This is a genomic window from Pseudobutyrivibrio sp. UC1225 (assembly GCF_900115215.1).
Lineage (GTDB): Bacteria > Bacillota > Clostridia > Lachnospirales > Lachnospiraceae > Pseudobutyrivibrio.
On record NZ_FOVQ01000009.1, the window covers coordinates 70,961 to 85,242 of the forward strand.

Below are 14,282 nucleotides of genomic sequence, written 5' to 3' on the forward strand. Positions count from 1 at the left end.
TGCTCCCGCAGGGCACCCTCCATACTCGCGCTTGCCTAGACTATGAGTATTGGCTTTTTCTTATTTACATACGATTTGGTCACGGCCGCCTTCCTTGGCTTCGTAAAGATTGCCATCGGCGCGGCTAAGAGCTTCATCCACTGTCTCGCCTGGTTCCAAGGCTGTAAGACCAAAACTCATGGTAATCTGACGGTCTGAATCTGGTACCCAAATGGTGCGAACCTCGTCCATAATAATCTCAAGCTCGCGTCGAGCTATGTCCAGCTCTCTATTTTCAAATATAAGAAGGAATTCCTCGCCACCCCAACGGGCCGCTATACCTTTTCCAACCATTCCAGCCTTTAACTTTCCAGCGACCTTCCTAAGAACATAATCACCCATCTCATGGCCGAAGGTATCATTAACCTTTTTAAAGAAATCAATATCTGATATACATACACAATATCGTATACCTGATTCTACTGAACGAACTCTAATTTCCTCCAGCTTCTTATCAGCATAACGTCTGTTGTTTAATCCTGTCAAAGCATCAAACTCAACAAGCGTCTGTATAGCTTTAGCCATTCGTTTTCCATCGTTGGCAAGATGCTTAATCTCATCATCCTCAAGCATAAGCTCTCTTGGCATATCCACATCGAAGTTGCCATCTGCCAAGGTGTTCATATACTTGTCCATCTTCCTGATTCTGCCTGCAAGCTTTCTATTGAAGTAGATCATTATGTAACCCATCAAAAATGCAGTCAAGCCACAGGTCACACAAATAGGAAAGATATATTGTAGAAGCTCCTGCTTAACTGATTCCTGAGAACGACTAACAGCAATCATTCCGTTAATGTCTCCTGTCTCAGAAAACAGCGGCATATAATAGGCGTAGCTTTTTCTATCGTATACGAGAACATTGCTATAAAATTTGCTGGCACCTTCCTCCAAAACTTCCTTCTTTACAATTACGGATGCACTGGTACCAATAGCTCTGTTCCCATCTGAATCTTTAAGTGTAGTAATCAAGCGAACATCATCATAAAAAACAGATATATCTATCTCAAGCATCTTGGCCAAATCATCAACCATGGTGTCCTCACCGTTGATACGCTGCTCACCCTTATACATTTCAGGGATTCCATCATCATCGGCATCCTCAGCCCAATAATCACCCACATAAACTTCTTTTAATACATACTGTGCCAGTTGTGCATCACGGATAAGCTCCTCTTTAGTCTTATTAGCAACAAGCTGATAAAGACCGCTGACACTTACTGAAATAATGATGATTGCCATCAATGTAAGTGGTATCAGGGTCATACGAAGCATTTGACTATTTAGACTGTTACTAAATTTTTTCTTCGCCATAGAACTGCCTCCGTGACCCTATTTTGCCACATTTTTATGTAATTATAGTGAACTAGACTCATCTACCACAAAGTTTGTGGTACCTACTATCTCACACTGACTGTTTTTTATGTCCTCAATACTCTCCGCACCTTCATAAAGTCTGTTACCGATGCTACATTCCAGGTATGTATTAAATGGATAAATATCGCTGTCAGTCAACTCATCTTCTGAATCCATAATCTCATTGAAGGTAACTGTATAATATGTAGTCACATCACCATGAACAGAATAATGAAGAGCATATATCAATCCAACTCTTCCGTATGCTTCTTCACCAGAATTGGCAATAACGCTACATTTATATCGGCTGCTTCCATAACATTGCTGTCAATATAAGTAATCAGTTCTAGCAAAGCCAGTTTTTCATCTGTCATAAGCACACCCACCTGCAGGTCTCATTTTTCCTGTCAGCAGTACAACTAGCATAACGTAAAACTATGTCCTCATACTTGTAACAGTCTCTTATATTTTTAGCATTCATATCTCTTGTAACTGGCTTGTCAAAACAATAGAAATTAACATCGTAAACTCTGGCATCCTCATAAATCTCATCGATTATGCTGTCCATTGTTTTTTCAATGTATGCCTTATCCGTATTCTCTATATAAATATTTACACTAAAAGCTTTTACATTGCCATCTGCATCCACACCTAACAGCTCTGTAAACATCTTGTGTGCCTGTCCCTGAAGAAGTGGCTCCAGCCTCTCTTCCATCTCCTGCTGCACACCAGGTGCCTTGAGTACCCACTGATAGCCATCCTTAAAACCTTTCCCATCTCGCTCCACAGTGAATGTATCAATGACTGGATCATCTCCCTCTGCATAAGCATAAAGGCATTCATTATCTAGAAAAACCTTATTCTCTGGAACATATCCGTTATAGCAAAAGGTCTTCCCATATTTTTTATTCAGATATTGAAGCATCTCCTCTATAGCTGTTATACCAATACGGCCTGCAGAGTTAAGATCCTTCCATTCTGTAGGTAGATTTGCATTTTTTAATATTGAAATCTGTCTCTCATTAAGCTTTTGTTTATTTAGAAATCCCATAGTATATTCTCCTCAATACTAAAAATATTATTTCTCCATATTATCCAAAACAAGCTTAACGACAACCCAAATCACCGCAAGACATAAGGCAATCGCTGTTGTTTGAAATTCACTTATAAGCATTTTTAACCCTCACAATTATTCTTCTACCTGTTCCTTTTCCTTTGTTTCAGGATGATTTTTCTCATAAAGCTTCCCTAAAAATCCAAGCCCTGCTCCTAATAACACCGAGATTATTAATACATAATAACCTATAGAATTAAGTAAATTCATGTCCACCTATCTCCTTCAAAATCTTTATAATTCCATGCCGCTAAAATCTATAAGCTCTGCAAAGGTGTACACGATACTTACTGCGAAGGTATAAGGTATCCACCACATATTAGGAATCAAATTAAAATGAGCTGCCAAATGTAATAATGTAACTGCAGCCATAAATATTACAAACACAAGACTGTTAATCTTAAAGAACAAGCTGGTATTTACAAAATCATGGTTGTTCCATGCAAAAATTGTAAATGTAATCAGCAATATAACAGCAATAAAAATGTCGTATTCATACACTGTAAGATATATATATCCAACCACCGCCCATATAAATTGTAGCAGCGCATTTGTTAATCCCTTTTTATATTTTTTCATTATGACATTCTCCATTTTTAGACTCTTTTCCAATTATTTCATATCTTACACAGATTATCAATTTCTATAGAAAAAAATAGGAGTGTTCACAAAAGGTTGTGCTCCTATTCTTTCAATTTTTGATTCATATAAAACATAAAAGAAAACAAAAAAAATGCCCCCTTGTTTTACATCGCGGAGCATTTACGATGGAATCAAAAAAATTTTGCAGGGTTAAGGATCCCTGCAGCAAAACAACAAGGTTTTACAGTTCATTAGTATATTATTTTTTTCAACAATATGCAATATAATGTGCAATAAAAATGCGAAAAAGCGGGCCAATACTTGATATTGGTCCGCCCTCCCGTGGATTTGAATTATGAAAATATGAATATGAAAAAGATCAGCTTATTTATTTCTCTGTGCCTTAACAAGTGCAAAGATTGACTGCAAAATGATGAATACACAAAGGAGAGCTGCTGTTGCAATGTTAGCCCAGCTTGAAAGAAGCTTTCCGTTTGTATTAACAAGTACTGTAATTGTACCGTTGATAAGAACACCAAAGAGTGAACCAATAACGTTACCTACACCACCTGTAAGAAGTGTACCACCAATAACTGCTGATGCAATTGCATCCATCTCAAGTCCCTTTGCCTGGTTAACTGAACCTGACATTGTGTTCAAGCAGTAAAGAATACCACCAATTGAGCAAAGGAATGAAGAAAGGATATGTGAAAGCATTCTTGTCTTCTTAACATTAAGACCCATCATAGTAGCTGATGTCTGGTTGCCACCTACTGCGTAAAGGTTACGTCCAAACTTTGTATACTTGAGCATTAAGAAGATAAGTACAAGTACGATTAAAGCAATAAGTACTGTTGGTCTGATGTAAGGAGCAACAATCTTTCCATGCTTGTTTGCTTTTCCAAGGAACTCTGGAAGATTAATCTTTGAGTTAGCCCAAGCATAGAATAATGGGTTGTCTGCCTCTGTGATTGAAATCTGACCTGAACAGATAACTGCTGTCATACCTCTTGCGAAGAACATACCTGCCATTGTTACGATGAATGGCTGAATCTCAAGATATCCTACAAGGAAGCCCTGAACTGCACCAAATACCAAACCAATAACAAGAACAAGTATTACCATTGGAATTGCACCCATATGCCACTCTGTCATACCAAATACAAGAAGCATACAGTCCATAGCAATTACTGAACCAACTGAAATATCAATACCACCTGTAAGCATTACACAAGTCATACCACAGGTTACGCAGATAAGACCTGCGTTGTTGATAAGTACATTAAGAAAAGTCTGAAGATTTCCGAATCCCTTATCAGCATAAATTACACAACCAACTGCATACATGAAAACGAATAATGCAATTGTAATAAAAATAAGTACTGTATTTGAATCTAATTTCTTTTTTGTCTTCATTATGCTGCCTCCTTTACTACTGGCTGCTGAGCTCTTGAAGCTTTCTGAGCCTTTCTGGCAGCCATGTAAGCCTTAAATGCTGGAGCCTGCACAACTACAATAATAATAACGATGATTGCCTTAAATACTGGTGCCTTATCAGTTGAAACACCCATAGCAAGAAGTGTTGTTGTGATAGCCTGAATTGTGTAAGCACCGATGATTGAGCCTGCAAGATTAAACTTACCACCACCAAGTGAGTTACCACCAAGAGCAACTGCAAGGATAGCATCAAGCTCGTAATTAAGACCAATGTTGTTTGAATCTGCAGAATAGATTCTTGATGAAGCAACGATACCTGCGATACCAGCACAAACGCCGCAAACTACATAGCAGATAAAGCAGATTACATCTGAATTAATTCCTGAAATTCTAGCTGCTCTTCCGTTGATACCAACAGACTGGATATAAAGACCAAGAGCTGTCTTCTTTAGAAGAACTGCAACAATTGCGATAACAATTGCAGCCACAAATACTGGGGTAGGAATTGGACATCCCGGTATAAAGTTGCCCAGATATTTGTATGGCTCATATCGTATATACGTAATCTGATTGTTGCAAAGAAGAAGTCCGATAGCACGTGCTGCTGTGAATAAAATCAAAGTAGCAACCATTGGCTGAATCTTGAGCTTTGCAACAAGTGCACCATTCATTGCACCGCTGACACCACCCATAAGTACACCAAAAAGCATACCTACAAGCATTGGAACTGCAAGTGTTGAAACTGAGTTGTTACCATAACCTGCAAGTAACATACAGCAACTACAAGCTGAAAGTGACATTACTGAACCAACTGAAATATCTGTACCAGCTGATACAGCAACTACTAATGTCTGACCTACTGCAAGAATCGCGATTTCTGATCCACGATTTAAAATATCAATTAATCTACCAAATAAAACACCGTTGTTGATACTGATTGCAAAAAAATCAGGTGACTTAATCAAGTTTATCAACAGTACCAATATCATACAGAAAATTGGCAAGAACAGTGGCTTTTTTGTAAGCTTTCTAAAATTCTCCATTATTCTCCACCTCCTGCGATAGCTGCCATGACTGATTCCTGAGTCATTTCTCCAGAAATTTCTCCAACCTGAGCGCCATCACGCATTACATACATTCTAGAACAGGTACGAAGCATCTCTTCAATTTCTGATGAGATGAATACGATACTCATTCCCTCTTCCTCAGCAAACTTTAATGCAAGCTTTTGGAATTCTGTCTTTGTACCGATATCGATACCTCTTGTTGGCTCATCTAAGATTAAGAAATCTGGATGTGTGCATAACCATCTTGCCAAGATTACTTTCTGTTGATTACCACCAGAAAGCTGGCTGATAGGAGTTTCTCTGGATGCTGTCTTTATCTGAAGCATGTCGATAAACTTATCAGCTATTTCAATTTGCTTTGACATTGGAATTTTTTTGAACATTCCATTTCTAGCCTGAAGGGCAAGGATAATATTCTCCCTAACTGAAAGATCACCGATACAACCATCCGCTTTTCTATCATCTGGAAGGTATCCCATTCCAGCCTTTATTGCATCAAGTGGCTCCTTAATATTTATCTCTTTACCATTTACTTTTAAAGTGCCTGTCTGAGCTTTATCTGCACCATAAATGCAGCGAACCATCTCCGAACGACCTGAGCCAAGAAGACCGGTAACACCAACAACTTCGCCCTTTTTAATCTGGAAATCAAATGGTTTAATAGTTCCTTTATGACTGAGATTCTTTGCATCAACAACAACATCTTCAGAAACATTTCCTGCTCCTTCTTTCTTAATTGCTGCCAGGTCATCGAAGTCTTTTCCTAACATTGCCGCAACAAGTTTGACACGTGGCATCTCTTCCACTGAGTACTCTCCTGCAAACTCTCCATTTCTAAGAACAGTGATTGTATCGCACACTGCGTATACCTGCTCAAGGAAATGTGTAACGAATATTATTCCAACTCCCTTTGTTTTAAGATCCTTCATAACCTTGAAGAGCTTTTCAACCTCGTTATCATCAAGTGATGATGTTGGCTCATCAAGAATAAGAACCTTACAATCCATATCTACAGCTCTTGCAATTGCTATCATCTGCTGAATTGCAAGAGAATAATTTTCAAGTGCAATAGTTACATCAATATTTAAATCAAGACCATCCATAATTTCCTTTGCACGCTTGTTCATTGCGCGCCAGTCGATGGTTCCTATTTTTGTTTTTGGCTCACGGCCAATAAATAAGTTTTCTGCTACTGTCAAGTTAGGGCAAAGGTTTACCTCCTGGTAAACTGTGGCAATTCCCTTTTCCTGAGCTTCCAGGGTAGAATGATTAATCACAGGACCTTCAATGCCTGCGACATGAATCTCCCCGGCATCTAATGAATACACACCTGTTAAAACTTTAATAAGCGTTGATTTTCCTGCACCATTCTCACCCATTAGAGCATGTATTTCTCCCTTTCTTAGAGTGAACTGCGCATGATCTAATGCTTTTACACCCGGAAAGGATTTGGATATGTCCCGCATTGTAATCAAAATATTTTCATCCATATTCTCTCCTCCTAAATAAATGGGGAAGGCACTGGGCCCTCCCCCCATAAGTCAAATTCGTATTTACGATTTAGTATGAAGCCTGTGAAGCTGCATCTGTTACCTGGATAAGGTCCTCTGTTACCTCGTCACCAGCGTTGTTTGTGTATGTGATTGACTTAAGAATGTCTTCTGCAACATACCATGGCTCTGTCATGAATGTCTGCTTTGCAACTGTCTCACCGTTCTTAAGAGCCTTAACGATGTCTGCACAGTAAGAACCCTGAAGTGGGTAGCACATGAAGTCTGCGTTGATATCACCAGACTGTACATACTCAAGACCAGCCTTGCAAGCATCGAAAGAAATAAGGATTACGTCCTTATCAACACCGTAAGAAACACCAGCTGCCTTCATAGCATCCATAGCACCGAAAGCTTCGTTATCGTTCTGGCAAACAACTACGTTGAACTTACCTGCATAAGACTTACAGTAAGACTCCATAACCTGCTGTCCACCGTCCTGTGTGAAGTCACCATCCTGAGAATCAAGGATTGTCCATCCCTCAGCATCTGCGTACTTCTTGAAACCATCTGTACGTCCGATCTGAGCTGAAGAACCATTAGAACCCTCGATAACAAGGATGTTAAGGTCTGTAATACCCTTAGCCTCTGCATATGCCTTTAACCAAGCACCTGATGCAAGACCTTCGTTCATGAACTCTGAACCTACCCATGAAACATACTTATCTGAATCTTCGATTGTTCTATCGATTACAATTACAGGAATACCAGCATCCTCACACTCTGTAAGAACTGTGTCCCAACCTGTTGAAACGATAGGATCGATTACGATGTAATCAACGTCGTTCTGGATGAACTGTCTAACTGCCTCAATCTGCTTAGCTGAATCGTTATCGCAGTCAACGAACTGTAAATCATATCCATTAGCCTCTGAGAAAGCATCTTGAACTGAATTTGTAGAAGCTGTTCTCCAATCTGACTCGTGTCCAACCTGTGCGAAACCAACAGTAATCTTTTCCCCGCTGTCTTCTGCTGTATCGCCAGCTTCCTCTGTTGTCTCAGCAGCTGTATCTGCTGATGTGTCTGCTGCTGTATCTGAGCTTCCACAAGCTACCATTGATGCAGCCATAAGTGCTGTGAGCATTCCTGCTACTATTCTTTTTTTCATAAGGTTATCTCCTTCCTTCTCCTGCCAGGCAACCTTTTTCCTGGCCCCTTTGTTTTTCTGATACTAATTTAGCATTATGAATTTTTTACAACAATGAAATAGAATCAAAAAGAAGGGTTTCTATTTTTGAGATAATACCAATTTATATTTCCAGAGATTTTTGCATACCAATTTTCAATTTAACGGGATTCTTTCCAAAAAGTGTTGAAAATTTTTTAATCGATATAAGATATTTTTACGATTGGTATGTTTTCAATTCCAACAAATTTCATACCAATTTTATTACAACTATGCTAGAATCTTATATAGACGCGTGGAAACTCTTTGAATAAAGGGGAATAATTTTTTATGGTTCCAAAATATATAGTTCTTAAAGAAAAAATAAATGAGGATATTTTATCAGATATTTATCCACTGGATTCAAAATTACCTACCGAAGTAGAGCTTGCTGAGAAATATAAGGTCAGTCGTTCTACTGTAAGACAGGCTTTGGAGCTATTGGTAAATGATGGTATTATCAGCAAACGTTGGGGAAGCGGAAACACAGTCATTTCCAAAAGTGATTCTTCTAAAAAGAAGACTGTCATGATTCTCATGCCAGAAATGAAATCTGCACAAGCTCAGTCTATTCTTGATGATCTTACCTCCACTTTATTGAAGGAAGGCTATGCAATAGAAAGTCACGAGACTCTTCAACAGTACTCTCTCGAGCGAGAGTATTTATCAACAATGCTGACAGATATATACAGTGGTCTTATCATCGCCCCTGTTCTTTCTGCCATGCCATCCACCAACTCAGATTTGCTTCATCTTTTACTGAAACGTCAGCTTCCTATTATCTTTTTAGAAGCAGCACCGACTGGTGTGTACAACGCCACTGTAGTAGCTTCCGACAACTACGGCCGAGGCTATCAGATGGCAAGACGCTTTATCAATTCTGGAAGAAAAAAACTTGGTGGAATATTTATCCACGACAGCGCTGCATCCATCGCAGCCTTTTCGGGTTATGTGGATGCCATAAGGGATGCAGGCCTTGCCATATGTGATTCCTGCTTCCTATGGTGCAACTCTGTGGACCCACAGGGAATCAACACCAGAAATGTCACCTTCATCAATAAATTTCTTAAGCATGCCTGCGAGGAGGCAGAGGTTATTTATCTAGATGATGAAAGAATTGGCACAGAGTGGCTCTTCCCTGTTAAGACGAATCAGCTTGAACTGAACAAGCCACTTGGCAAAGAGGCCGCAAAAAAATTTATCGAAATAAAAAAGAATGGCAACGCAACAGGCATTACCATTCCTTATCATTAAAATATAATTAGAATCTTCTTTTTTCTATTATTTCAGGTGCGAGGTTGTCAGCTGTAAAGCATTCCTCATGAACGTATGTGATTTTTGGAACTGCATTTCCTTTTTCAAGGCGACTTATAAGATTATAGATGTAAGGGCCCTGAAGGGGATTGCATTCCACCTCCACACTGATGTGTCCGTTCATACATAGTACCATTGCCGAGTTCATGGCATCAAAGGATACTATTTTTATTCCTTCTTTATTTCCATATTTAACGCCAGCCTCATTCATTGCCTGAATGGCACCATAGGCTTCCTCATCATTTTCACAGTAAGCAACATCAATGTTTTCAGCACCAAGCTCCTCTATAGCCTGAGCCATTATTTCTCTACCCTTAGCCTTTGTAAATTCTCCACAATCCTGAGCCACAATATTCCAATTGCTATGTTCCTTAACTGCTTCTTCGATTGCCTTGGTTCTACCCAACTGAGCTGAGGAACCAAGAGTTCCCTGGATATGAACAATATTTATCTGTCCATCCTCATCATCCTGTATATACTTTTCCAGATTCGAAACTGCATATTCTCCCTCGGCTGTAAAATCTGAGCCCACAAAAGCTGTGTAAAGGGATTCATTCTCTACAACAACATTTCTATCGCAAATAATAACTGGAATCCCTGCATCCTTTGCCTCGGACAAAACTGTATCCCATCCAGTCTCTACTATAGGACTAATAATTATGTAATCCACTCCCTGCTGGATAAAGGTACGAATATCCTTTATCTGATTATCCTGCTTCGAGCGGCCATCCTTGTAAATAAGCTTATAGCCTCTTTCTTCAGTAAAATTCTCTTTAACAGAATCTGTAAGAGCAACACGCCAGGTTGATTCTGCTCCTGGCTGGGAAAATCCCACCACTATCAGATTTCCATTATCTTCATCAAATTCTCCAAAAGCTGACTGAGAACCACAAGCCGTTATACTTATAGCCAGCATTACCGCCATTAAGGCGCTTATTTTTTTCTTAACCCTAAACATTTATTATCCCCTTTTCACTGCTCTCCACCTTTGGTATTACCGCTGTTATGGTGGTGCCTACCCCCTCAGAGCTTGATATCTTAAGACCATATTCGTCTCCGTATAAAAGCTGCATTCTCTGGTGAACAGTTCTAAGACCAAAGCCTATCTTCTCACCATTTTCAAGGGCATTTCTCAATTCCGCAAGACGCTCCTCACTCATGCCTGCGCCGTTATCCTTTACAGTAAGCTCGATAATATCACCAAGGTCTACCGCATTGACTTTAATTACTCCCTTTTCGCGCTGAAGCTTAATGCCATGGTAAATACTGTTTTCAACCAGTGGCTGTAATGTCAACTTTGGAATTGAATATCCGTAAAGACTTTCTGGAATACTAACATCATAGTCCATACGATCCTGATATCTTGTTTTTTGGATGGAAAGATAACTCAGCACGTGCTTCTGCTCTTCCTCCAGTGTAATAACATCCTTGCCCCTGCTAAGACAGAATCTAAAAAAATCTGACAGGGCACTAACCATTTCGATACTATCCTGTTTTTTATCTGCCTCTATCAGCCAGATAATAGTATCCAATGTGTTGTATAAGAAATGCGGATTAATCTGGGCCTGCAAAAGCTCTAACTCCGCATGACGTTTTCTTCGTTCAGCCTTTTTATTCTCCTGGATGAGAGAATTAAGCTGACCAACCATTTCCTCAAAACCATCGGACAAGGTCTGAATCTCTACCGCCGTGGCTTCAACAGGAATATGCTGTTCAAAATCCCCCCTCTGAATATCCTTTACACGATTGGTAAGCTTGGTAAGAGGTGAATTGATTTGCTCAGTAAGATGTGAGGTATACACAGCAATTGTCACTATCAAAACTACAAACAGACCAAAAATACCAAGTATCACATACTGCAACTGCTCAGTGATTTCATTCTGCAGCTGGCTCAGATGTGCAGACTCATAATACAGATAATCATACATATAGCTCTGAATCAGCTCGGTCAAAATATAAATATTATTTTCCAGCTGAGTCATGCCCTCATCATAGGAACCTGCACCATCGATTTCATCCATGCGAAGCTCCAGAGTCACACACAAATCACGAACTGATTCTATAGCCTCGATACTTTTCTTTTGGGTGGTGTGTAAAAGCAAGGTATCTGCCAGTTCTCTGGCGCGTTCTACCTCGTCCACAGGCTTTCCTTCAGAATATGCACTGTCGCTTACGTAGTAAAACATTTTCAGATCAACATCATTTTTGAAGTTCTGACTGAAGGCTGATGCAGAAGTAACATTCTGCAGAATAGTCCTATACTGAATGGAATACCAACACAAAACACCTATGAGAACGGCTACAACTATACTCATGGGAACAAGGGTAACTGCTATAAGTCTTCTGAGCATGTTGCTGGTGGTAGACTTTTTCATAAATGCAGTATTCACTCTCATGCGCCCTGCCCCTTTGCTCTGAATTCCTTAGGGCTAAGGCCATAAGTCTTTTTGAAGATGTAACTGAAATAATGTGGATCCTTGTAACCCACCTGCTCAGCAATTGCCTGAGATTTCTCTCCGGTAGTAAGAAGCATATTCTTGGCATGCTCCATACGCTTTGCTGTCATGTATTCCACGAAGGTTGTTTTATTCTCTCTTGAGAACATTGCGCTCAGGTAGCTTGGAGAAATATTAACCTCCTTAGCCACTTCATTTAAGCTAAGATTGCTATCTGCGTAATGCTCATCCACATACTTAATAGCAGCAGAAAGCTGTGATTTAGACTGTGTGCCTACTACGTTTTTACGTTTTGAAATGGCAATGGCAAACATGCGCTCCACCAATTCCATTACAGTCTCTGGCTCCACATTTTCTATGGAAGCTCTGGTATTTGCTTCAAGTGCTGTAGATGGGTCCATCGAAAGCTTACGTAAATAATCGCATACGCACATGTACATAGTCATAGCAAAATACTTGCTAAACAAAACAGACTTCATAGCATTCTTCGTCTGCTTATTTATAAGATTTCCAAGGAATCCCTGTATCTCGGATTCCTCTGCATTTTCCAAAAACAACATAACCAGTCGCTGGTCGATGGCTGCTGTATCGCTTTCCTCATTATTGTTTCTAATGGTTTCAATATCTAAATCTGTAAATATATGACCTGATGGATTCATGTATCTACAGCTAAGTCTCTTATTTGCAATCTGACACGCCTTAGAGAATTCGGAGAATCTCGTAATAGGTCCACTTTCAGCAAGATACCAGTTTATCTCATCCTCATAAACCATACATCGACGCTGTATGTTTTCGATGAGTGTTGTAGTATGACTTGCTATTGTATCCACATCTCCTTTTACAATAATTGCATAGGTATCCATGTTCCAGTGGAACACAATATATTCTGGACAGCACTTCAAAAACTGCATCAGCTGCTCCGAAAGACGAGCCATGTATTTTGAATATACAGGCGCTGCTGCCACCTCTGTCATAGGTGAAAAATCAAGAAGCACAAGATTATAGTTTGTGGCATCAAGAGAAAGCCCCAGCTCCTCAGATTTCTCATAGACCTCTGAGACAGACATGGCGCCGCTTACAAGCTGATTAAAGAATCTTACTCTAGCGAACTGTTCGTACTCCTGACTTTCTGCTTTGAATTGCTCTAGATAATTATCTTTCTCATTTTCTTTATCCAGCTTGGCCTTAGCATCTGCCATAACCTCCTTCAGCTTATCCTTAGTGATAGGCTTTAACAGGTAATTGTCTACACCAATGCTTATTGCCTCCTGGGCATAAGAAAAATCATCGAAGCCACTAATAATTATTATTCTTGTATTAGGTAGCTCCTTCTTAATCATTTTAGATAAGGCTATGCCATCCATAAAAGGCATTCTAATATCTGTAATTAGAACGTCCGGCTTAGTCTGTCTGATAAGTGGCAATGCCATCTCTCCATCAGCTGCATCTCCTACATAAGCGAAACCATACTGTTCCCATGGAAAGCTGGCCTTTAACCCGTCGCGGATCACAATTTCATCCTCGACCAAAAATACACTATACATTATTCCCCAAAATCCTTCTAAAACTTACTAAAACTAATACTACTTCTCTTTTTCTTTCAGGTATTCTGAAATCAGGTGATACAGGCCCTCCGCAGTAGCCTCTACACCCATCAAAGAACTGTTAACGCAGAAATCATATCCTCTGCTATCGCCCCATTTCATCTTAGAGTAATAGTTGTGATATGCCTTTCTCTTTTTGTCGTGACGGAACATCTTCGCCTTTGCCTCAAGCTTATTGAGGTTGTACAGGCGGCTGATACGCTCAACCTTGGCATCCTCCTCACCTCTGACAAAAATAGAAATCAATGCTGGATTGTCACGCAAAACATTCTCTGCGCATCGTCCAACTACCACAAAGCTTTCTCCAGATGCAGCTTTTTCTTTTATGAAATTGAATTGAAGCTGTGCTATTGAATCCTGAACAGAAGAAGAATGGCCTCTGACAGTACGGTGAAGACCCTGACGCTTCATCTCTTCATGCTTGTACAGATTTTCAGCATCAATGCCGTTTTTCTCTGCCCACTGATCCAACATGTTTCGATCATACATAGGCAAATTTAAACGCTCTGCCAAAATTGAAGCGATGTAGTGTCCGCCACTGCCGTACTCTCTACTTACTGAAATGATAAACTGCCCCATAAACTAACCCCCTTCAGTATTT

15 protein-coding genes are annotated in these 14,282 nt (G+C 39.8%); 1 reads left to right on the forward strand and 14 read right to left on the reverse strand.

All coding sequences use genetic code 11. The annotated features are described in order from the left end of the window. Positions 1-60 precede the first annotated feature (60 nt). The 10 genes from BMZ41_RS11440 to BMZ41_RS11475 all read right to left on the reverse strand — a co-directional run bounded on the left by BMZ41_RS11440 (position 61) and on the right by BMZ41_RS11475 (position 8,250). Positions 61-1,350 (reverse strand): diguanylate cyclase, encoded by a 1,290-nt coding sequence (locus BMZ41_RS11440; RefSeq protein WP_090169208.1) that lies wholly within the window; start codon positions 1,348-1,350, stop codon positions 61-63. Between the two features lie 42 nt (positions 1,351-1,392). Further along, entirely contained in the window at positions 1,393-1,641 is a 249-nt protein-coding gene (locus tag BMZ41_RS11445; RefSeq protein ID WP_090169206.1) for a hypothetical protein, read from the reverse strand. Beyond that, positions 1,638-1,766: a hypothetical protein gene (locus BMZ41_RS15945; RefSeq protein ID WP_255405334.1), complete on the reverse strand. Its 129-nt coding sequence runs from the start codon at positions 1,764-1,766 to the stop codon at positions 1,638-1,640. Before BMZ41_RS15945 ends, BMZ41_RS11445 begins: the two co-directional genes overlap by 4 nt. Beyond that, a complete protein-coding gene (locus tag BMZ41_RS11450; protein ID WP_090529721.1) occupies positions 1,763-2,443 on the reverse strand; it encodes a hypothetical protein in 681 nt (226 codons plus the stop codon). The genes BMZ41_RS15945 and BMZ41_RS11450 overlap by 4 nt, the downstream gene beginning before the upstream one ends. Positions 2,444-2,581: 138 nt before the next feature. After that, complete coding sequence (locus BMZ41_RS15950) at positions 2,582-2,716, reverse strand: hypothetical protein (protein ID WP_255405335.1); 135 nt, start codon at positions 2,714-2,716, stop codon at positions 2,582-2,584. 24 nt (positions 2,717-2,740) lie between these two features. Further along, complete coding sequence (locus tag BMZ41_RS11455; protein WP_090529724.1) at positions 2,741-3,085, reverse strand: hypothetical protein; 345 nt, start codon at positions 3,083-3,085, stop codon at positions 2,741-2,743. A 387-nt stretch (positions 3,086-3,472) separates the two neighbouring features. Next, the gene (locus BMZ41_RS11460; protein WP_090529726.1) at positions 3,473-4,504 is read right to left on the reverse strand and encodes an ABC transporter permease subunit; all 1,032 of its coding nucleotides are present in this window, start codon (positions 4,502-4,504) and stop codon (positions 3,473-3,475) included. Further along, complete coding sequence (locus BMZ41_RS11465) at positions 4,504-5,568, reverse strand: ABC transporter permease (RefSeq protein WP_090169199.1); 1,065 nt, start codon at positions 5,566-5,568, stop codon at positions 4,504-4,506. The genes BMZ41_RS11460 and BMZ41_RS11465 overlap by 1 nt, the downstream gene beginning before the upstream one ends. After that, complete coding sequence (locus tag BMZ41_RS11470) at positions 5,568-7,082, reverse strand: sugar ABC transporter ATP-binding protein (RefSeq protein WP_090529728.1); 1,515 nt, start codon at positions 7,080-7,082, stop codon at positions 5,568-5,570. Before BMZ41_RS11470 ends, BMZ41_RS11465 begins: the two co-directional genes overlap by 1 nt. Positions 7,083-7,152: 70 nt before the next feature. Further along, positions 7,153-8,250 (reverse strand): ABC transporter substrate-binding protein, encoded by a 1,098-nt coding sequence (locus BMZ41_RS11475; RefSeq protein WP_090169195.1) that lies wholly within the window; start codon positions 8,248-8,250, stop codon positions 7,153-7,155. Between the two features lie 348 nt (positions 8,251-8,598). Between BMZ41_RS11475 and BMZ41_RS11480 the strand changes: the two genes are divergently transcribed. Continuing rightward, a complete protein-coding gene (locus tag BMZ41_RS11480; RefSeq protein ID WP_090529730.1) occupies positions 8,599-9,561 on the forward strand; it encodes a GntR family transcriptional regulator in 963 nt (320 codons plus the stop codon). Positions 9,562-9,568: 7 nt separating this feature from the next. Here BMZ41_RS11480 and BMZ41_RS11485 read toward each other — a convergent pair whose 3' ends face one another. The 4 genes from BMZ41_RS11485 to BMZ41_RS11500 are packed head-to-tail and all read right to left on the reverse strand — an operon-like array spanning position 9,569 to position 14,260. After that, positions 9,569-10,579 (reverse strand): ABC transporter substrate-binding protein, encoded by a 1,011-nt coding sequence (locus tag BMZ41_RS11485; protein WP_090529734.1) that lies wholly within the window; start codon positions 10,577-10,579, stop codon positions 9,569-9,571. Next, positions 10,572-12,017 carry a sensor histidine kinase gene (locus BMZ41_RS11490; RefSeq protein ID WP_090529736.1) on the reverse strand — a complete coding sequence of 482 codons (1,446 nt, stop codon included), beginning with the start codon at positions 12,015-12,017 and terminating at the stop codon, positions 10,572-10,574. Before BMZ41_RS11490 ends, BMZ41_RS11485 begins: the two co-directional genes overlap by 8 nt. After that, positions 12,014-13,621, reverse strand: coding sequence for a response regulator transcription factor (locus BMZ41_RS11495; protein WP_090529739.1), 1,608 nt, complete (start codon positions 13,619-13,621; stop codon positions 12,014-12,016). Before BMZ41_RS11495 ends, BMZ41_RS11490 begins: the two co-directional genes overlap by 4 nt. Before the next feature lie 39 nt (positions 13,622-13,660). Then, positions 13,661-14,260 (reverse strand): cytidylate kinase-like family protein, encoded by a 600-nt coding sequence (locus BMZ41_RS11500; RefSeq protein WP_090529742.1) that lies wholly within the window; start codon positions 14,258-14,260, stop codon positions 13,661-13,663. Between the last annotated feature and the right edge of the window lie 22 nt (positions 14,261-14,282).